The sequence below is a fragment of the Sphingomonas sp. SRI_018 genome (assembly GCF_057586275.1).
In genome coordinates this window covers 1,056,976-1,075,225 of the sequence record NZ_JBYCZO010000001.1, presented here as the reverse complement: position 1 = coordinate 1,075,225, position 18,250 = coordinate 1,056,976, and the positions used below count along the sequence as shown (strand labels likewise).

Below are 18,250 nucleotides of genomic sequence, written 5' to 3'. Positions count from 1 at the left end.
GCACGTCGCGATGCTGCCTAAAATCAGATTGAGGCTGAACCGAGGCTTAGCGGCCCAGGTTCTTGAACGATAGGGTCAACAGATAGCTGTTGCCGCGCCGCGCGTCGCCGGTGTTCTGATAATCGCGCTTCCAGGTCAGGCCAAGTTTGAGACAATCGTCCTCATAGGCGAAGCCGAGCCGGTGGCGAACCGGCTGGAAACCGTCGGAGAGGGACGTCGGGTCCTCGGCCTTGTCGGTCAGGTCGATCGTCGCCGAGCCGAACACCGACCAGAATTTCTGGAACTGCACGCGGCCGCCGACCCGCGCTTCCTCGCGGTCCTGCAGGTCCTCGAGCGTGTCGATGTTGCGGTTGAGACGCAGGTAGCCGAGCAGCACATAGGTCTTGCGGCTGCCGATCGTCGCGTCGATCTCGTTACGGCGCACCGCGAAACTGTCCTTGTCGAGACGGTAGCGGTGGGTGAAGCTGATGAAATCGCGATAGCGGATCGTCGTGCGGCCGACGATGTCGGAGAAACGGTCGGACAGGCCGGTGCCGTCGGGCAGGATCGAGGGCCGCTGGCTCAGGCGGTAGCTCTGGCCGACATTGGCCTCCAGCGCGAAGCCGGGGAGGTCGAGGGCGTAGTCGAGCCCATAGGTGAAGCGCGTCGAATCCTCGAACCGGTCGTAGCCGGGGAAACGGTTGAGCGCGAACAGGTTCGAATCCTCGAGGTCGACCGCACGGGCATCCTCATTGGGGATCGAGAGGTTGGCGAGCTTGGGCGCGACGACCATCTGGATGCGCGGCGTGATCCGCTGGGTGCCCCCGAACGCGCTGCCGATGAACGGCCATTGCACGTCGATTGCCAGCGCGCCGATCGCGCGGGTCGAGAAACCCTCGTCGCCGCGGTAGCTCGCCACCGCGGTCGAAAGCACGTCGCGCGTGTTGTAGACATCGCCGCGGGCATAGGCGGTGAAGGTCACCTGTTGACCCCAGTCGGTCACGCGCCTCAAGTCCCAGCGCATCGAGGCGAAGGCGCGCTGGGTGTCCTGCCCCTCGCTGCGAGTGAGCGCCAGGCTGTTGAGCTGGAGCTCGAAGCGGCCGCCGATCAGGCCGTCGTCGAAGCGGCGGCGATAGTCGATCTCCGGCAGCGCGACCGGCTGCATTCCCTGGTCGCCGGTCAGCCGCAGCGTCTGCACCGACCAGCCGGTGATCGCGAAATAGCTGTCCGCATCGATCCGCTCGAGCCGCACGGTGCTGCGCAGCCGATCCTCGCGTGAGATGTCGTAGCGGCGGAGGAAAGTGCGGTCGGTGGCGCGCCGGATCGATTCGCTGATGCTCCACTCAGGCGAGAGCTGATAACGGCCAGCGCTGTCGATATAGCCGCGGAAGGCATTCTCGCTGCTGAGCGTCGTGTTGCCCGTGGTGAGATCATCGCTGCGCCGGCTGTAGGTGGCATAGCCGCCGATGCGGAAGGCGCCGAGCGAATCGAGCTGGCGATATTCGGCCTGCATCAGCGGCAGCGCATCGCTGAAGATGTGCGGCGTGATCGTGAGATCGCGGCTGTCGCTGAAGTTGAAATAATAGGGGACGGCGATCTCGAGCCCGTTCACCCGGTCGAGCCGGATGTCGGGCGTCAGGAAGCCGTCGTCGCTCTTGCCGCCGATCGGATGCGAGAAGGTCGGCAGCGGTATCACCGGCAGGCCGAACATCGAGAGCTTGGCACCCTTGTACTTGATGCGGCCGAGCGCGGGGTCATAGACGACGCGCACCGCGCTGATCTTCCACGTCGGCTCCTTGGGGCAGCCGTTGGAGGCGGTGACGTCGCAGGGGCTGTAGGCGGCCTGATCGACGGTGATGACGCCGTTATCGCTGCGCACGCCGTGGCGGGCGGCGATGCGGCCGCCCTGGTCGAGCACGACGAGCATGTTCTCGATCACGCCGTCCTTCAGCGTGTCGGTCAGCTCGATATGGTCACCGTAGGCGATGTCGCCTTCGGGATTGGCCGCGGCGATGTTGCCGGTGGCGACGACCTGGCCGGACTTGCGGTTCCACACCACCTTGTCCGCGCGCAGCCGGTTGCCCTCGCGGTAGAGGCGGACGTCGCCGGTGGCCGTCACCGTGTCGGTATTGTTGTCATATTCAAGCGTGTCGGCGCTGAACTGGATCTGCTCGGGATCGGTCGACGCCGGCGTCTCGGGCGGAGGCGCCGGCTGCGTGGCGCGATCCTGCAGCTCCTGCGCGGCCGCGGGCAAGGCGAGAAGCGACAGGCCGAAAGCGCCGGACAACAACAGGGCGGTTCGCTTCACGTGACGGGGCGTCTCCACAACGGCCGGCAAACGGCCGGCGGCCGGCCCTATCGCAGGCCGTGGGCCATCGCAACGTCGGTCCGGCTTGCCCTCTTGGCGCATCGGCCTAAGAGAGCACAAGCTTTCCCCGCCGTATATGGCTCCAGCTGCTCAATGGGACCTCAAATGAAGATTCGCCTGCTCAATTCGCTGCCCGTCGACGTTTCGGTACTGGCGCTGCCGGTCGCCAAGGACGGGCTGGGGCAGGCGAAGCTCGACATGCTCGACGAGGCAGCCCGCCGGTTAGTGACCGAAGCGGCGGGCGCGGCGCGCTTCGACGGCGAGGCGGGAGCGATCGGCGAGTTCTTCGTGCCCGACACCGGCGGCGGCGTCCGCCGTGTCGCCCTGATCGGCATCGGCGCCGGCAACGAGCCCGACTGGGAGAAGGCGGGCGGCGCGCTCACCGCGCGGTTCCTGGTCGGCGGCGTCACTCGGGTCGCGGTCGATTTCGCCAGCCTCGAATCGGCGCCGAGCGCCAAGGCCGCGGCTCGTTTCGCGGCGGCGGCGGCGCAGCGTGGGTGGCGTCACGACGTCTATCGCACCAAACTTTCCGACAAGCAGCGTCCGACGCTGACCGAAGTGGCGCTGGTCCACGCACCCGACGGCATCGATGCCGCCTGGACCGCGCAGGATGCGGTGACCGAGGGCCTCGCCCTGACCCGCGCGCTGGTCACCGAGCCGGCCAACATCGTCTATCCGGAAAGCTTCGTCGCCCGCGTGCTCGCCTCGATCGAGGGGCTGGGGCTGGAGATCAGCGTACTCGGCGAGGCCGAGATGATCGAGCTTGGCATGGGGGCGCTGCTCGGCGTGAGCCAGGGCTCGGTGCGTGAGGCGCGGGTGCTGGCGCTCAAGTGGAGCGGCGCCGGCGCGGGCGATCCGGCGCTGGCGCTGGTTGGCAAGGGCGTGACCTTCGACACCGGCGGTATCTCGCTGAAGCCTGGCGCCGGCATGGAGGACATGAAGTGGGACATGGGCGGCGCGGGCGCCGTCGTCGGTACGATGAAGGCGCTGGCGCTGCGCAAGGCCAAGGCCAACGTCATCGGCGTGTGCGGCCTGGTCGAGAACATGCCCGACGGCAATGCCCAGCGTCCGGGCGACGTCGTCACCTCGATGTCGGGCCAGACGATCGAGGTGATCAACACCGACGCCGAGGGGCGGCTGGTGCTGTGCGACGTGATCACCTGGGTGCAGAAGGTGCACAAGCCCAAGACGATCGTCGACCTCGCCACGCTGACCGGCGCAATGATCATCAGCCTGGGCAACGAGCATGCCGGACTGTTCGCCAATGACGATGCGCTGGCCGACCAGCTGTTTGCCGCAGGCAAGGCGAGCGGCGACCTGTTGTGGCGCTTCCCGCTGGGCGAGGCGTACAACAAGCTGATCGACAGCCCGATCGCCGACATGAAGAACGTCGGCCCGCGCGGCGCCGGCTCAATCACCGCGGCGCAGTTCATCCAGCGCTTCGTCGACGATGGCGTCAAATGGGCGCATCTCGACATCGCCGGCATGGTGTGGGCGGACAAGGCCGGCACCACCTTCGACAAGGGCGCGACCGGGTTCGGCGTCCGGCTGCTCGACCGGTTCGTGCGTGACAATTTCGAGGGCTGATGCAGGTCGATTTCTACCATCTGACCGCCGCGCCGCTGGAGCGGGTGCTCCCGCGCATCGCCGAGCGAGTGGTGGAGGGCGGTGGGCGGTTGCTGATCGTGGCAGACGGCGAGGCGCAGCGGGCGGGCCTCGATCGGCTGTTGTGGACCTATTCGCCCGAAAGCTTCCTGCCTCATGCTCAGGCCGGTAGCGGGGATGACAATGCGCAGCCGATCCTGATCGCCGCCTCCACGGAAGCGGGCAACGGCGCGCGCAACGTCGCGCTGGCGGACGGGGTGTGGCGCGAGGAGGCGCTCAGCTTCGACCGCGCCTTCCATTTCTTCGATGCCGACAGCCTAACGGCGGCGCGGCTGGCGTGGAAGGCGCTTGCTGACCGCGAGGGGGTCGAGCGGCGCTATTGGAAGCAGGACGAGAATGGCCGCTGGCAGCAGGCGGCGTGAGGCGGCGACATCAAGCCCGTACCCTTCAGGGAGGGGCTTAGCTCAAGGCCACCCGTTGCATTCGCCTCACACCGAGACTAGGGCGACGCCAGTTTTCCACCATCACCAGACAACAGGAGCCGCACGGCCATGGCCGCGACCCGGACGTTCTCGATCATCAAGCCCGATGCCACCCGCCGCAACCTGACCGGCGCGGTCACCAAGATGCTGGAGGAGGCGGGTCTGCGCGTCGTCGCGTCCAAGCGTCTCCGCCTGACGAAGGAACAGGCCGAGGGCTTCTACGCGGTCCACAAGGAGCGGCCGTTCTTCAACGATCTCGTCGCCTTCATGACCTCCGGCCCGGTGGTGGTGCAGGTGCTCGAGGGCGAGAACGCCGTGCAGCGCAACCGCGACATCATGGGCGCGACCAACCCGGCGAACGCCGAGCCCGGCACGATCCGCAAGGAGCTTGCCGAGTCGATCGAGGCGAACTCGGTCCATGGTTCGGATTCGGACGAGAATGCGGCGATCGAGATCGCGTTCTTCTTCAAGCCGGAAGAGATCGTCGGCTGATCTGTCGTCAGCCAGCGAGTCGTCATCCCGGCGAAAGCCGGGATTTCGTGCCGTATCGCGCCTTCGCCTGAGATCCCGCTTTCGCCGGGATGACGGCTAGTTTTTCCTGAGCCCTGCCAATCGTCTCGCCTCGATCGCCCAGAGCTGATCGAGGCGGGCGGTGGCGTCGCCGGCCGCGACATGCTGGCGCAGCAGCACGCCCTTCAGCTTGAGGCCGCGGCCGCTGAAGGTCCGCCCTTCGGTCTCGAACACGACGTCATAGATCGCCCGGTCGACGCTCTGACCGTTATCTCCGCTCACCGTGGTCGCGATCAGCACCGGCAGGCGCCCCTGCACCCGATCGGGACCACCGTCGGTCGTATCCAGCAGCGGCTTGCGGACCCATCCGGCCTCGATCCGCGGCTCCAGCACCGCGGTCTGCACCGGCACGCCCAGCGCGCGCGGGAAGCTCACGTCGATGCTGGCGACGCCCGGATGCGCGGGATCGGCGAGCGTCAGGTCGTCGCCCTCCGGCTTGCCGACGAAGGTGACGGTGGTGGCTTTGCGCGCCTCTTCCGCCTTTTCCGCCTGGCGTTCCGCGGTGGTCTCGCGCTTCTCGGACCAGCTCAGATACAGCGATCCGGCGGCGATCAGCACGCCGGCGACCGCCACGCCCTCGCCGATCGTGATCCAGCGGCGGCGGATCGCGCGGTCCTCGGCCTTCTCGGCTGCGGTCTTGGTCTCGCTCATCGTCCGCCCGCCTCCAGCAGCCGGCGCGGGGCCACCAGCTCCCAGCTGATCGCGACGCGGTCGCCGATCCGGTCCCAGTCGGTGTCGGGCCGCCCGACCCGCATCGCCACCCAGCCCGAGGGGCCGAGATAGGGCGGGGCATAGTAGAAATCGGGATCGGCCCCGATCAGCATCGCCTGCTCGTCGCGGCCGGTGGTCTTGACCATCACCGCGGTCTCGCCGTCGTTGTGGTGATTGTGCCAGATGTAGGCGAAGAACTTGCCGCCGACGATGTGGAAGCCGGGCGAGCCGTGCGACAGCCGCTCGGCGGTCTCGGGCAGCGCCAGCGCGATCGCGCGGAGGCGCTCCAGGTCGGCGGGATAGTCGGGGCTCATCGCATCACGAACTCGGCCAGCACCTTGGGATAGAGCCGATGCTCCTCCTTCAGCACGCGCTGTGCAAGCGATTCGGGCGTGTCGTCCGGCAGGATCGGCACGCGCGCCTGACCCAGCACCTCGCCGGCGTCGAGTTCCTCGGTGACGATGTGGACCGAGCAGCCGGCCTCCGCGTCCCCGGCGGCGATCGCGCGGGCATGGGTGTCGAGGCCCTTGTAGAGCGGGAGCAGCGAGGGGTGGATGTTGACGATCCGGCCGCGCCAGCGTGCGACGAAATCATCCGACAACAGGCGCATGTAGCCGGCGAGCGCGATCGCTTCGACGCCGGCGGACCGGAGTGCGGCATCGATCGCGGCTTCGCGCTCGGCCTTGCCCTTTGGGGCGGCGAACGTGGCGATGCCCTGCGCGTGCGCCCAGGCGAGGCCCGGCGCGTCCGCCTTGTCGGACGCGACCAGCACGATCTCATAGGGGCAGGCGGGATCGCGGGACGCCTCGGCCAGCGCCTGCATGTTCGATCCGCGCCCGGAGATGAGGACGCCGACCTTGCGTCTAGCCATGGTGAGTCGCGGACCAATCGGCGCGGGCGCTCCAGGTGCCGGCGGAGCCGCGGACGGTGGAGCCGCGCTCGCCCGCCTCGACCGCACCGATGGGAAAGACCGTTTCGCCGGCGGCTTCGAGCGCTACCCGGATCGAATCGGCCTCGGTCGGCGCCACCACCACCGCCATGCCGATGCCGCAGTTGAAGGTCCGCGCCATCTCCTCGGGCTCGATCGCGCCCTGCGCCTGGAGGAAGGCCATCAGCCGGGGCTGCTCCCAGGCATCGGCGTTGATGCGAGCATGGCAGCCGGCGGGGAGCACGCGCGGGATGTTCTCGAGCAGGCCGCCGCCGGTGATGTGGGCGAGGCCGTGGATGCGCTTTTCCCGCAGGAGAGGGAGCAGGCTGGCGACGTAGATGCGCGTGGGTGCCATCAGCGCGTCGATCAGGCGGACGTCGTGGTCGAACAGGGCAGGGCGGTCGAGCTTCCACCCCTTGTCCGCGGCAAGCCGGCGTACCAGCGAGAAGCCGTTGGAATGGACGCCCGAGGAGGCGAGGCCGAGGATCACGTCACCGGCCACGACCTTGTCGCCGGTCAGCAGCGCGTCGCGCTCGACCGCGCCGACGCAGAAGCCGGCGAGGTCATAGTCGCCGTCGGCGTACATGCCCGGCATCTCCGCCGTTTCACCGCCGATCAGTGCGCAGCCGGCCTGGCGGCAGCCCTCGGCGATCCCGGCGATCACCCGCTCGGCAACCGCGGCTTCGAGCTTTCCGCTGGCATAGTAATCCAGGAAGAACAGCGGCTCGGCACCCTGCACGATCAGGTCGTTGGCGCACATCGCCACGAGGTCGATGCCGACGCCGTCGTGTGCGTCATGTTCGATCGCGAGCTTGAGCTTGGTGCCGACTCCATCGTTGGCGGCGACCAGCAGCGGATCCTTGAAGCCGGCTGCCTTCGGATCGAATACGCCGCCGAATCCGCCCAGCTCGGCGTCGGCGCCGGGGCGGCGGGTGGCCTTGGCCAGCGGGGCGATCGCCCGCACCAGCGCGTTTCCGGCGGCGATCGAAACGCCGGCATCGGCATAGGTATAGCTCGTCATATCGTGCGCCCTATCGACAAGCCGCTTGGATTTCCACGCCCGCTTCGCCAAAAGGGCGGCGCATGGCAGCGCGTATCCCTTCCCTTCGCACGTCCGGACTGATCCTTGCGATGGCGCTGCTGGCGGGCGGCGCAGCGCTTTATGCGCAGATCGAGGGTGGAGACCGGGGCGCAGCGCCGGTCGACAGCTCGGGAGATTTCGAAGTCGGCGGCATCAGCGTCGACGTCGCCGCCAAGGACGCCGACACCGCGCGAATCAACGGCTGGCGCCTCGCCCAGCGCAAAGGCTGGACGCTGCTGTCGCAGCGGCTGACCGGCCGGCCGAGCCAGCTCGCCGACGGCACGCTCGATTCGATCGTGACCGGCGTGGTCATCGAGAACGAACAGATCGGCCCGACCCGCTACATCGCCAAGCTCGGCGTGCTGTTCAACCGCGCGCGGGCCGGCGAGATTTTGGGTGTCGCGACCCAGTTCACCCGGTCGGCGCCGATGCTGGTGATTCCGGTGATGTGGTCGGGCGGGGCAGGCCAGGTATTCGAACGGGCAACGCCGTGGCAGCAGGCCTGGGCGCGCTATCGCACCGGCAACAGCCTGATCGATTACGTGCGTCCGGTCGGCACCGGCGCCGATCCGCTGCTGCTCAACGTCGGCCAGACCGAACGGCGCGGGCGCGGCTGGTGGCGGACGATCCTCAACCAGTACGGCGCCAATGACGTACTGATGCCGGAGGTCCGACTCAACCGCCTGTGGCCGAACGGGCCGATCCAAGCGGCGTTCTTCGCCTATCACGGGCCCGATCGGCAGCTGCTGACCAGCTTCACGCTGCGCGTCGAGAACAGCGATGGCCTGCCGGCGCTGCTCGATGAGGGCGTGGCGCGGCTTGACCGGGCCTATCAGGATGCCCTTCAGGGCGGGTTGCTGCGCACCGACGCGCTGCTGGCGCCGCCGCCGACGCCCGAAGCGACGCCGACCGTCGAGCCGGTGATGCCGATCGAGGACCTGCCGGTCGCGTCCGCCACCGACGCCAGTGGCGGCACCGCGGTCGCGATCCAGTTCGACACGCCGTCGGCCGCCTCCGTCACCTCCGGCGAAGCGGCGATCCGCAGCGTGCCGGGCGTCAGCTCCGCGACGACGATCAGCCTGGCGCTCGGCGGTGTCTCGGTGATGCGCGTGACCTATAGCGGCGACGTCGCCGTGCTCCGGACCTCGCTCGAGAGCCGCGGCTGGAGCGTGCAGGGATCGGGCGCGACGCTGCGCATCCGCCGGGGCGCGGCGGCGCCCGCGTCGCCGACTTCCACGCCTGCGCCCACCCCGACGCCTACCGCAACCTCAAGTCCTCGCGGCGGATGACGCCGGACCAGTTCGACCTCCCGCTCCCCAAGCCCGCGGTCAACCGCGAGGACGAGTTTCTGGTCAGCGAATCGAACGCACGCGCGGTCCATGCGATCGAGCATTGGGGTACCTGGCCGGTGATGGCGGCGCTGCTGGTCGGCCCGCGCAAGTCGGGCCGCAGCCTGCTCGCACGCATGTTCGTCGCCAAGACCGGCGGCACGATGATCGACGATGCCGAGCGGGTTAGCGAGACCGAGATCTTCCACGCCTGGAACCGTGCCCAGGCCGAGCGCCGGCCGCTGCTGATCGTCGCCGACGCGGCGCCGCCCGAATGGGCGGTGCGGTTGCCCGATCTCAGGTCGCGACTCGCGGCCAGTCCGGTGCTGCGGCTCGGGCCGCCCGACGATGATCTGATGCCGGAGTTGCTCCGTTATCTGTTCGATCGCCGCGAGCTCGACGCGCGGCCGGACCTGATCGCCTGGCTGGTGAGACGCGTCGAGCGCAGCCACCTCGCCGTCCTGCGCGTTGTCGACCGCATCGAGGAAACGGCCGATCATCGACGGACACGAAAATTATCGATTCCGATGGTACGTGCCGCCTTGTCTGAGGCCGGACTTGTGCCAGAGAAGGCCGCCTCGCAGCCGACGGAGCTTCTGTGACTCACGCCGCCGCCACCATTCACGAGATCGAGGACAGTCTTGCCGGCGACGGCAGCCGGTACTTCAACCGCGAGCTGTCCTGGCTCGCCTTCAACCGCCGCGTGCTCGAGGAGGCGACCAATCCGGCACATCCGCTGCTGGAGCGGCTGCGCTTCCTGTCGATCTCGGGCTCGAACCTCGACGAGTTCTTCATGGTTCGCGTCGCCGGCCTCAAGGGCCAGCAGCTCCAGAACGTCGAGCAGCGCTCGCCCGACGGCCTCACCCCTGGCCAGCAGCTCGCCGCGATCGTTGCCGAGGCGGATGCGCTGGTCGACAGCCAGCAGGCGGTGTGGCGTGACCTACAGCGCGAGCTCGAAGAGGCCGGCATCGACGTGCTCGATGCCGAGGAGATCGACGGCAAGACCGGCGAATGGCTGGAGGCGCATTTCCGCGAGCAGGTGTTCCCGATCCTGACTCCGCAGGCGCTCGATCCGGCACACCCGTTCCCGTTCATCCCCAACAAGGGGTCGAGCGTGGTGTTCGACCTTGTCCGCCTGTCGGACGGCGAACCGATCCGCGAGCTGGTGCTGCTGCCTGCCAGCACACCGCGTTTCGTGCGCCTCCCCGGAGATCGGGCTTGCTACGTCACCGTAGAAACGCTGCTCAAGCGATTCTCCGACCAGCTTTTTCCTGGCTATGAAGTGAAGGGCGCCGCGTCGTTCCGCATCCTGCGCGACAGCGACATCGAGCTGGAGGAGGAAGCCGAGGACCTCGTCCTCTACTTCCGTAGCGCCATCAAGCGCCGCCGCCGTGGCCGCGTGATCCGGCTCGAGATGGAGACGGGAGTCAGCGCGGAGCTGGAAAGCGTGCTCAAGGACGAGCTCGGCGGCAGCGACGCGATCCTGACCGAAACCGGTGGCTTCCTGGGCATCGGCGATCTCGCGATGCTGGTCGACGAGGACCGGCCAGAGCTCAAGTTCCCGCCGTTCAGCCCGCGTTTCCCCGAGCGTATCCGCGAATATGGCGGCGACTGCTTCGCGGCGATCAAGGCCAAGGATATTGTCGTCCACCACCCGTACGAGACCTTCGACGTGGTGCTGTCCTTCCTGCGCCAGGCGGCGTCGGACCCGGACGTGGTCGCGATCAAGCAGACGCTCTACCGCGCCGGCAAGCAATCCGCCGTCATCAACGCGCTGATCGCGGCGGCCGAGGCGGGCAAGTCGGTAACGGCCGTGGTCGAGCTGAAGGCGCGCTTCGACGAGGAGCAGAACCTGCTCTGGGCCTCGGCGCTGGAGCGAGCCGGCGTGCAGGTCGTCTACGGCTTCATCGATTGGAAGACGCACGCCAAGATCTCGATGGTCGTGCGGAGGGAAGGCGGGGGCTTCCGGACCTACTGCCACTTCGGCACCGGCAACTATCATCCGATCACCGCGAGAATTTATACTGATCTCAGCTTCTTCACCGCCGATGCTCGCATCGGACGTGATGCAGCGGCGATCTTCAACTACGTCACCGGCTATGTCGAGCCGACCCATCTCGAGCTGCTCGCCAACTCGCCGCGCGACCTGCGCAACCGGTTGGTGGAGCTGATCGACGGCGAGATCGCCAATGCTCATGCCGGCAAGCCCGCCGCGATCTGGGCCAAGATGAACTCGGTGGTCGATCCGGCGGTGATCGAGAAGCTCTACGAAGCCTCCAACGCCGGCGTCGAGGTCGATCTGGTCGTGCGCGGCATCTGCTGCCTGAAACCGGGCGTGCCAGGCATGTCCGAGAACATCCGCGTCAAGTCGGTGATCGGCCGTTTCCTCGAGCACAGCCGCATCTGGGCGTTTGGCAACGGCAAGGCGCTGCCGAACGATGGGGCGAAGCTGTTCATTTCCTCGGCGGACTGGATGCCGCGCAACTTCGACCGCCGGGTCGAGTTCATGCTGCCGATCCTCAACCCGACGGTGCACGACCAGATCCTCGACCAGGTGATGGTCGCCAACCTGATCGACAACGAGCAGAGCTGGGAGCTCCAGCCCGACGGCCGCTATGTCCGCGTCCATCACGGCCACAGCCGGCCGTTTAACCTCCACCGTTATTTCATGACCAATCCGTCGCTCTCGGGCCGCGGCGCGGCGCTCGATTCGGATGCCGTACCCAAATTGTCGCTGCGCCGCCGCCGGACGCACCCCGAGCGCGCGCCGGAGCCGGTGGCCGGCGCCTGATGGCGACGCTGATGTTCCGCCGCGGCCGCGCGGAGAGGGAGGCGGTCGCATCCCGGGCCGTGCGAACTGGAATCATCGACATCGGTTCGAACTCGATCCGTCTCGTCGTCTACGAGGGGCCGCAGCGGCTGCCGGCCGTGCTGTTCAACGAGAAGGTGATGGCGGGCCTCGGCCGCTCGCTGTCGGAGACCGGCACCATCGACGCGGAGGCACTCGCCGCTGCCCGCCTCGCGCTCAAGCGCTTCGCCTGGCTGGCGCGCGAGATGGAGGTGACGGAGCTGCGCACCGTCGCGACCGCTGCGGTCCGCGATGCCTCCAACGGCCCCGATCTGGTCGAGGAGGCGGAGGCGCTTGGGCTCACCGTCGAATTGCTGTCGGGGGAGGAGGAAGCCTTCGCCTCGGGCATGGGAGTGCTCTCGGCCTTTCCCGATGCGGACGGCATCGTCGGCGACCTTGGCGGCGGCAGCCTGGAGCTGGTCCGCGTGGTGGCGGGGGCGATTACCGATCGCGTGTCCTTCCCGCTCGGCGTGCTGCGGCTGTCGGCGATCCGCGCCAAGGGTAAGGGCGCGCTGGAACGTCGTGTCGAGAAGCTGGTGCGCGAAGCGGGGTGGAAGGGCAGGGGCAAGGACCTGCCGCTCTACCTCGTCGGCGGTTCGTGGCGGGCGCTGACCCGACTCGACATGCACTTGACCGGCTATTCGCTGCCGGTGATCCACGGCTATACGATGACCGTCGAGGAGATCGCCCGGCTCACTCGCACCTTGAGCCACATCGAGAAGGGCAAGCTCAAGGCGATCACCAATCTGTCCAGCGCGCGCATACCGACGCTGGGCGACGCCGCCGCGTTGCTGGCGACGCTGCTCCGCCAGCTCGGCTCTGCAACCACCGTCGCTTCGGCGTTCGGACTACGTGAGGGCCTGTTGTTCGCGCGCCTGCCGCAATCGGTACGGCGCGAGGATCCGCTGATCGCCGCGGCACGCGACGAGGGACGGCGGCTGGGCCGGTTCGCGGAGCATGGCGACCTGCTCGACACCTGGATCGCGCCGCTGTTCGCGGACGAGGATGCGGAGCTCGCCCGGCTGCGCCACATGGCCTGCCTGCTCGCCGACGTCGGTTGGCGCGCCAACCCCGAGTTCCGGGCGGAGCGCGGCGTCGAGGTCGCGTTGCACGGCAATTGGGTGGCGATCGATGCGCGCGGGCGGGCGATGGTGGCGCAAGCGCTGTTCACCTGCCTCGGCGGCGGCACCGAATCGCCCGATCCGATCGGCCGCCTCGCGCCGCACGACGAGCTGGCGCTGGCGGTGCGTTGGGGCCTGGCGATGCGGCTCGGCCAGCGGCTGTCGGGCGGCGTCGCCGCGCCGCTGGAGCGTACCCGGCTGGCGCTGTCGGACGACGCCGTCCGCTTGCTCATCCGCGAGCGAGACGGTGGCGTCTACGGCGAAGCGGTCGAGCGCCGACACAAGGCGCTCGCCGCGGCGTTCGACCGGCCCGAGCTGCTGGTGGTCGAATAGGCTCGGGTCAGCCGCAGCGCAGCGACCTGATCACGCCCCGCTGATCGATGTCGACGGTTAGCCGGTCCTGGCGGAAGTCCATCGTCACCGCCTGGCCCGGCCGCACGACGCGCACCGTCGCCGCGCCGCTGCGCTGGCGCAACCGCGACTGGACCCGCGGAGTCATCTGTCGCCCGACGAAGTTCTGAACCGCGCCGCCCCGGCACTCCTGCGGGCGGACCGGCCCCGGCATATGCTCCATGCACCCCGACGCCAGCAGCGCGACCGCAACCATTCCCACCTTGCGCATCATGCCTCCTCCTCCGTTCGCGTCATCTTGAGCTTCCCGTTTCGGACGGTGAAGCCGAGCCGGCCCTCGACCAGATCGAGCGCATCATGCCCGAACTGGTCATAGCGCCATCCTTCGAGGATGGGGAGCTTGTCACGCTGGCCGGCCGCGAGCGCCTCGAGATCGTCGGTGCGGGCGAGCAGGCGGGCGGCGACGTTGATGTCGCGCGCGCGGATCTTGAGCAGCAGCTTGAGGAGGTCGGCGACCAATGCGCCTTCCTTGCCCAGCGCCGGCCCGCGCTCGTCGCGCGGCGGCAGCTCGGCGGCGCTCATCGGCTCAGCGGCGGCGATGGCGTCCATCAGGCGGCCGCCGATGTCGTTGGTCGCCCAGGAGCCGGAGAGGCCGCGCACCTTGGCGAGATCGACCTGCTTGCGCGGCGGGTTGGAGGCGAGGTCGGCGATCGTCTCATCCTTGGCGATGCGGCCGCGGGGCAGATTCTTGCCCTGCGCCTCGAGCTCGCGCCAGCGCGCGATCGCCTTCAGCCGTCCCAGCACCTCGGCCTTGCGGCTGGAGATGCGGACGCGCTGCCAGGCCTTGTCGGGATCGTTGCGGTAGTTCTCGGGGTCGGCGAGCCGCTCCATCTCCTCGTCCAGCCAGCCGCCGCGGCCGGTCTTCTTCAGCCGCTCGAGCATCTTGGGGAAGATGTGCGAGAGATGGGTCACATCGGCGATGGCATAGTCGATCTGCCGCGTGTCGAGCGGGCGGCGGCTCCAGTCGGTGAAGCGGGCGCCCTTGTCGATGGTGATGCCGAGGTAGCTGTCGACGAGGTTCGAATAGCCGATCTGCTCGCCTTGCCCCAGCGCCATCGCCGCGATCTGGGTGTCGAACAGCGGATGCGGGGTTTTGCCGGTGAGGTTGTAGACGATCTCCAGGTCCTGTCCGCCGGCATGGAAGACCTTGAGCACATCCTCGTTGTCGACCAGCAGGTCGAGCAGGGGCTTGAGGTCGAGGCCAGGCGCCTTGGGATCGATCGCGGCGGCTTCCTCGGTGTCGGCGATCTGGATGAGGCAGAGTTCGGGCCAATAGCTGTTCTCGCGCATGAACTCGGTGTCGACCGTGATGAACGGCTTTTGCGCGAGGCGGGTGCAGAGATTGGCGAGGGTAGCCGAGTCGGTAATCAGGCCGTGAATGTGCATCGCCGGCCCATAGACCCTCCGCGCGGGTTGACAAAGAGGGGAGGGACGGGAAAGCGCGGGCGCCTGTTTCGCCCTCCGTCCGTCATCCCGGCGATAGCCGGGATCTCGTGCCGCAAGGGTGCCGTCAAACAACTGGGAGATCCCGGCCTGTGCCGGGATGACGATAGAGAGAAGCCATGCACGCCTACCGCACGCACACCTGCGGCGAACTCCGCGAGAGCCATGTGGGACAGGAGGTCCGCCTTTCGGGCTGGGTCCACAAGAAGCGCGATCACGGCGATCTCGTCTTCGTCGACCTGCGAGATCATTACGGCATCACGCAGATCGTCACCGAGGTGGATGGTCCCGCGTTCCAAGTGATCGAATCGCTCAGGAGCGAATCGGTGGTGACGATCACCGGCAAGGTGACCGCGCGGGCGCCTGAGGTGGTGAATCCGAACCTGCCGACCGGAACGGTCGAGGTGCGGGCGGCCGAGGCGGTCGTTCAGTCATTCGCCCATGAGCTGCCGATGCCGGTGGCGGGCGATCAGGAGTATCCCGAGGATATCCGCCTCCGCTATCGCTTCCTCGACCTCAGGCGCGAGCGGCTGCACGCCAACATCATGCTGCGCTCGGCGGTGATCGCCTCGATCCGCCGCCGCATGATCGACCAGGGCTTCACCGAATTCCAGACGCCGATCCTGACTGCGTCGAGCCCCGAGGGTGCACGCGACTATCTCGTTCCGAGCCGGGTCCATCCGGGCAAGTTCTACGCGCTCCCGCAGGCGCCGCAGATGTTCAAGCAGTTGTTGATGGTCGCGGGCTTCGACCGCTACTTTCAGATCGCGCCCTGCTTCCGCGACGAGGACGCCCGCGCCGACCGCTCGCCCGGCGAGTTCTACCAACTCGATTTCGAGATGAGCTACGTCACGCAGGACGACGTGTTCGCCGCGATCGAACCGGTGCTGCACGGCGTGTTCGAGGAATTCGCCGACTGGCAGGGCCGGGGCCGCACCGTCTCGCCGCTGCCGTTCCGCCGGATTCCGTATCGCGAATCGATGCTGAAGTACGGCAACGACAAGCCGGACCTCAGGAACCCGATCCTGATCACCGACGTCTCGCAGTTCTTCAAGGGCTCAGGCTTCAGCCGCTTCGCCTCGATGGTCGAGGCGGGCGACGTCGTTCGCGCCATCCCCGCGCCGAACACCGCGGAAAAGAGCCGCAAGTTCTTCGACGACATGAATGCCTGGGCGCAGTCCGAAGGCTTCCCCGGCCTCGGCTATGCCACGCAGAAGGACGGTGTGTTCGGCGGTCCGATCGCCAACAACCATGGCCAGGAAGGCATGAAGGCGATCGCCGAGGCGCTCGGCCTCGGTTCCAACGACGGCGTCTTCTTCGCCGCCGGCAAGGAAGCGCAGGCGGCGAAGCTCGCCGGCCTCGCCCGCACGCGCGTCGGCGAGCAGCTCGAGCTGATCGACCAGAGCCGCTTCGAGTTCTGCTGGATCGTCGACTTCCCGATGTTCGAATATGACGAGGACGCGAAGAAGGTCGACTTCAGCCACAATCCCTTCAGCATGCCGCAGGGCGAGCTGGAGGCGCTGGAGACCAAGGACCCGCTCGACATCCTCGCCTATCAGTACGACATCGTCTGCAACGGCGTGGAACTGTCGTCAGGTGCAATCCGGAACCACCGGCCGGAGATCATGTACAAGGCGTTCGAGATCGCCGGCTACACCCGCGAGGACGTCGACACCAACTTCGCGGGCATGATCAACGCGTTCAAGTATGGCGCGCCGCCGCACGGCGGCTCGGCGCCGGGCATCGATCGCATCGTCATGCTGCTTGCCGACGAGCCCAACATCCGCGAGGTCATCGTCTTCCCGATGACCCAGAAGGCCGAGGACCTGATGATGGGCGCGCCGAGCTTCGTCACCGCGAAGCAACTGCGCGAACTCAACATCCGCGTGGTCGAACAGCCGGGCGCGAAGGCGGCGACCACGGCAGAGCTGGTGCGGCCGGAGTAGCCTCTGATCATTCGTCATGCCGGATTTGTTCCGGCATCCACGGGGCCGCAGGCGGTATCGCTTGGGGAGAAGTGGACCCCGGCACAAGGCCGGGGTGACGTGGTGGAGGAGGCGGGGTCAGCCTTCCTTCGGCAGCTCCGGCTCCAGCAGCCGGTGCAGGTGCACCAGCACGTATTTCATCTCGGCGTCGTCCACCGTGCGTTGTGCAGCGGCGCGCCAGGCTTTCTCGGCGCTGGCATAGTCGGGGAAGATGCCGACGACATCGATCGCATTGAGATCGGCGAACTCGAGCGTCTGCGGATCCTTGACCCGCCCGCCGAAGACGAGGTGAAGCTTGCTCATGGCGGGCTCCTTAGCGAGCCGTGCCCGCCATGCAACCGCTCAGACGTTTTCCTTGCGTCCGCGCGCCGCGCCCACGGCGCTCTCCAGCACCTTGCGGATGCCTTCCTTGGCGGCGTCGCGGCTCGCGGTCGCGGTGTCGAGCTGCTCCTTGCCGGTCTCGCGCGCCGCGGCGACGGCGGCCTTGGCGCCCTCGGCGATGCGTTTACCGACAGGCCGCAGCGCCTCCTTCTCGCGCGTGCCGCGCGGGATCAGCGCGCCGATGACGAGGCCGATCGCCAGCCCGCCGGCGACCGCCGCGACCGGATTCGCCTCGATCGCCTCGACCGCTCCGCGCGCGCTGTCGCTGAGGCGTGATGTCGCCGAACGGCGGGTGGAACCGGCTTTGGTCTCGGTCGTCGTCTTGGCCATCGTCAGGTCCTTCGTTGCGGGCTCGCGCCCATGCTCGATCTCAACTCGTGTCCGCGCCGGCGGTTGCATCACCTGCGGCGGCGCGACAGCCAGCGTGCCACCGGCCGCCGCAATACCACCAGCCCCAGCGCGCCCGCTGCGGCGAGGAAGGTCATCGGGCGCTTCCCGGCGAGCTCGGTCGCGCGGTCGGCAAGGCCGTTCATCATCTCGTCCGCCAACGCGCCGGGCGAGAGCCGCGTCTTCAGCTCGTCGGCCCGGCCGAGCAGCCGCTTGCGTGCTTCCGTCCGCTTCGCCTCGGCGAGCAAAAGGCGCGGGGAGGGCTTCGCCTCCTTCACGAATCCGGCTCCAGCAGCGCGGTGAGCCGCGTCCAGGCGAGCCAGCCGAGAACGCCGGCGAGCCCCAGCGTCACCACGCCGACGATCGCCGTCGCGGCCAGCGCACCGATCTCCGGCGCCAGCATCATCACCGCGCCCACCGCGATCGCGATCAGTGCGGTGAAGGCGAACAGCATCGCGAAGGAACCGAGCAGGGCGATGTCGCGCACCTCCTTGGCCTTCGCCAAGGCGAGCTCGCGGAAATAACCGAGCTCGGCCGCCGCATAGGCCTTGGCATCCTCCGTGAGCTCGGCGAACACCGTGCCGATCGGCTCGTTTCCGCCGCGCTCCTCCTCGTCCATGCC

At 68.1% G+C, this 18,250-nt stretch carries 19 protein-coding genes; 8 read left to right on the top strand and 11 right to left on the bottom strand.

The genetic code is table 11. The features are described from left to right. Positions 1-46: 46 nt before the first annotated feature. Positions 47-2,287 (bottom strand): LPS-assembly protein LptD, encoded by a 2,241-nt coding sequence (locus tag AC2YHA_RS05035; RefSeq protein WP_487400608.1) that lies wholly within the window; start codon positions 2,285-2,287, stop codon positions 47-49. 165 nt (positions 2,288-2,452) lie between these two features. On the opposite strand from AC2YHA_RS05035, the gene AC2YHA_RS05030 reads away from it, so the two are divergent. The 3 genes from AC2YHA_RS05030 to ndk all read left to right on the top strand — a co-directional run bounded on the left by AC2YHA_RS05030 (position 2,453) and on the right by ndk (position 4,926). Beyond that, positions 2,453-3,934: a leucyl aminopeptidase gene (locus AC2YHA_RS05030; protein ID WP_487400607.1), complete on the top strand. Its 1,482-nt coding sequence runs from the start codon at positions 2,453-2,455 to the stop codon at positions 3,932-3,934. Continuing rightward, positions 3,934-4,374 carry a DNA polymerase III subunit chi gene (locus tag AC2YHA_RS05025; protein WP_487400606.1) on the top strand — a complete coding sequence of 147 codons (441 nt, stop codon included), beginning with the start codon at positions 3,934-3,936 and terminating at the stop codon, positions 4,372-4,374. Before AC2YHA_RS05030 ends, AC2YHA_RS05025 begins: the two co-directional genes overlap by 1 nt. Positions 4,375-4,503: 129 nt before the next feature. Beyond that, entirely contained in the window at positions 4,504-4,926 is a 423-nt protein-coding gene (gene ndk, locus AC2YHA_RS05020) for a nucleoside-diphosphate kinase (RefSeq protein ID WP_233782393.1), read from the top strand. A 96-nt stretch (positions 4,927-5,022) separates the two neighbouring features. Here ndk and AC2YHA_RS05015 read toward each other — a convergent pair whose 3' ends face one another. From AC2YHA_RS05015 to purM, 4 genes are read right to left on the bottom strand one after another with little or no spacing between them, the layout of a single operon-like run. Further along, complete coding sequence (locus AC2YHA_RS05015) at positions 5,023-5,655, bottom strand: hypothetical protein (RefSeq protein WP_487400605.1); 633 nt, start codon at positions 5,653-5,655, stop codon at positions 5,023-5,025. Further along, entirely contained in the window at positions 5,652-6,029 is a 378-nt protein-coding gene (locus AC2YHA_RS05010; RefSeq protein WP_487400604.1) for an MmcQ/YjbR family DNA-binding protein, read from the bottom strand. Before AC2YHA_RS05010 ends, AC2YHA_RS05015 begins: the two co-directional genes overlap by 4 nt. Further along, entirely contained in the window at positions 6,026-6,586 is a 561-nt protein-coding gene (gene purN / locus AC2YHA_RS05005; protein WP_487400603.1) for a phosphoribosylglycinamide formyltransferase, read from the bottom strand. Before purN ends, AC2YHA_RS05010 begins: the two co-directional genes overlap by 4 nt. Continuing rightward, the gene (purM, locus tag AC2YHA_RS05000) at positions 6,579-7,664 is read right to left on the bottom strand and encodes a phosphoribosylformylglycinamidine cyclo-ligase (protein WP_487400602.1); all 1,086 of its coding nucleotides are present in this window, start codon (positions 7,662-7,664) and stop codon (positions 6,579-6,581) included. Before purM ends, purN begins: the two co-directional genes overlap by 8 nt. Before the next feature lie 62 nt (positions 7,665-7,726). On the opposite strand from purM, the gene AC2YHA_RS04995 reads away from it, so the two are divergent. Genes AC2YHA_RS04995 through AC2YHA_RS04980 form a run of 4 tightly spaced genes read left to right on the top strand, consistent with a single transcriptional unit; the run spans position 7,727 to position 13,354 of the window. Further along, complete coding sequence (locus AC2YHA_RS04995) at positions 7,727-9,013, top strand: heavy-metal-associated domain-containing protein (RefSeq protein ID WP_487400601.1); 1,287 nt, start codon at positions 7,727-7,729, stop codon at positions 9,011-9,013. Next, a complete protein-coding gene (locus AC2YHA_RS04990) occupies positions 9,010-9,654 on the top strand; it encodes a P-loop NTPase family protein (protein WP_233782401.1) in 645 nt (214 codons plus the stop codon). The genes AC2YHA_RS04995 and AC2YHA_RS04990 overlap by 4 nt, the downstream gene beginning before the upstream one ends. Further along, the gene (locus AC2YHA_RS04985; protein ID WP_487400600.1) at positions 9,651-11,843 is read left to right on the top strand and encodes an RNA degradosome polyphosphate kinase; all 2,193 of its coding nucleotides are present in this window, start codon (positions 9,651-9,653) and stop codon (positions 11,841-11,843) included. The genes AC2YHA_RS04990 and AC2YHA_RS04985 overlap by 4 nt, the downstream gene beginning before the upstream one ends. Beyond that, a complete protein-coding gene (locus AC2YHA_RS04980) occupies positions 11,843-13,354 on the top strand; it encodes a Ppx/GppA phosphatase family protein (RefSeq protein ID WP_487400599.1) in 1,512 nt (503 codons plus the stop codon). Before AC2YHA_RS04985 ends, AC2YHA_RS04980 begins: the two co-directional genes overlap by 1 nt. Positions 13,355-13,361: 7 nt before the next feature. Here AC2YHA_RS04980 and AC2YHA_RS04975 read toward each other — a convergent pair whose 3' ends face one another. After that, positions 13,362-13,646 carry an I78 family peptidase inhibitor gene (locus AC2YHA_RS04975; protein ID WP_487400598.1) on the bottom strand — a complete coding sequence of 95 codons (285 nt, stop codon included), beginning with the start codon at positions 13,644-13,646 and terminating at the stop codon, positions 13,362-13,364. Continuing rightward, a complete protein-coding gene (gene rnd / locus AC2YHA_RS04970) occupies positions 13,643-14,818 on the bottom strand; it encodes a ribonuclease D (RefSeq protein ID WP_487400597.1) in 1,176 nt (391 codons plus the stop codon). Before rnd ends, AC2YHA_RS04975 begins: the two co-directional genes overlap by 4 nt. 176 nt (positions 14,819-14,994) lie before the next feature. On the opposite strand from rnd, the gene aspS reads away from it, so the two are divergent. After that, positions 14,995-16,821, top strand: coding sequence for an aspartate--tRNA ligase (gene aspS / locus AC2YHA_RS04965; protein WP_487400596.1), 1,827 nt, complete (start codon positions 14,995-14,997; stop codon positions 16,819-16,821). Between the two features lie 117 nt (positions 16,822-16,938). Here aspS and AC2YHA_RS04960 read toward each other — a convergent pair whose 3' ends face one another. The 4 genes from AC2YHA_RS04960 to AC2YHA_RS04945 form a co-directional block, all read right to left on the bottom strand. Continuing rightward, positions 16,939-17,163, bottom strand: coding sequence for a DUF4170 domain-containing protein (locus AC2YHA_RS04960; RefSeq protein WP_233782413.1), 225 nt, complete (start codon positions 17,161-17,163; stop codon positions 16,939-16,941). 39 nt (positions 17,164-17,202) lie between these two features. Beyond that, a complete protein-coding gene (locus tag AC2YHA_RS04955) occupies positions 17,203-17,571 on the bottom strand; it encodes a hypothetical protein (protein ID WP_233782415.1) in 369 nt (122 codons plus the stop codon). Between the two features lie 68 nt (positions 17,572-17,639). Further along, entirely contained in the window at positions 17,640-17,906 is a 267-nt protein-coding gene (locus tag AC2YHA_RS04950) for a hypothetical protein (RefSeq protein ID WP_487400595.1), read from the bottom strand. Next, entirely contained in the window at positions 17,903-18,247 is a 345-nt protein-coding gene (locus AC2YHA_RS04945; RefSeq protein WP_233782427.1) for a phage holin family protein, read from the bottom strand. The genes AC2YHA_RS04950 and AC2YHA_RS04945 overlap by 4 nt, the downstream gene beginning before the upstream one ends. Between the last annotated feature and the right edge of the window lie 3 nt (positions 18,248-18,250).

Excerpts from the sequence above, each read along its gene's own strand:
- AC2YHA_RS05030 (WP_487400607.1), top strand. The coding sequence starts at position 2,453 with ATGAAGATTCGCCTGCTCAATTCGCTGCCCGTCGACGTTTCGGTACTG.
- AC2YHA_RS05025 (WP_487400606.1), top strand. The coding sequence starts at position 3,934 with ATGCAGGTCGATTTCTACCATCTGACCGCCGCGCCGCTGGAGCGGGTG.
- ndk (WP_233782393.1), top strand. The coding sequence starts at position 4,504 with ATGGCCGCGACCCGGACGTTCTCGATCATCAAGCCCGATGCCACCCGC.
- AC2YHA_RS05015 (WP_487400605.1), bottom strand. The coding sequence starts at position 5,655 with ATGAGCGAGACCAAGACCGCAGCCGAGAAGGCCGAGGACCGCGCGATC.
- AC2YHA_RS05010 (WP_487400604.1), bottom strand. The coding sequence starts at position 6,029 with ATGAGCCCCGACTATCCCGCCGACCTGGAGCGCCTCCGCGCGATCGCG.
- purN (WP_487400603.1), bottom strand. The coding sequence starts at position 6,586 with ATGGCTAGACGCAAGGTCGGCGTCCTCATCTCCGGGCGCGGATCGAAC.
- purM (WP_487400602.1), bottom strand. The coding sequence starts at position 7,664 with ATGACGAGCTATACCTATGCCGATGCCGGCGTTTCGATCGCCGCCGGA.
- AC2YHA_RS04995 (WP_487400601.1), top strand. The coding sequence starts at position 7,727 with ATGGCAGCGCGTATCCCTTCCCTTCGCACGTCCGGACTGATCCTTGCG.
- AC2YHA_RS04990 (WP_233782401.1), top strand. The coding sequence starts at position 9,010 with ATGACGCCGGACCAGTTCGACCTCCCGCTCCCCAAGCCCGCGGTCAAC.
- AC2YHA_RS04980 (WP_487400599.1), top strand. The coding sequence starts at position 11,843 with ATGGCGACGCTGATGTTCCGCCGCGGCCGCGCGGAGAGGGAGGCGGTC.
- AC2YHA_RS04975 (WP_487400598.1), bottom strand. The coding sequence starts at position 13,646 with ATGATGCGCAAGGTGGGAATGGTTGCGGTCGCGCTGCTGGCGTCGGGG.
- rnd (WP_487400597.1), bottom strand. The coding sequence starts at position 14,818 with ATGCACATTCACGGCCTGATTACCGACTCGGCTACCCTCGCCAATCTC.
- aspS (WP_487400596.1), top strand. The coding sequence starts at position 14,995 with ATGCACGCCTACCGCACGCACACCTGCGGCGAACTCCGCGAGAGCCAT.
- AC2YHA_RS04960 (WP_233782413.1), bottom strand. The coding sequence starts at position 17,163 with ATGAGCAAGCTTCACCTCGTCTTCGGCGGGCGGGTCAAGGATCCGCAG.
- AC2YHA_RS04955 (WP_233782415.1), bottom strand. The coding sequence starts at position 17,571 with ATGGCCAAGACGACGACCGAGACCAAAGCCGGTTCCACCCGCCGTTCG.
- AC2YHA_RS04945 (WP_233782427.1), bottom strand. The coding sequence starts at position 18,247 with ATGGACGAGGAGGAGCGCGGCGGAAACGAGCCGATCGGCACGGTGTTC.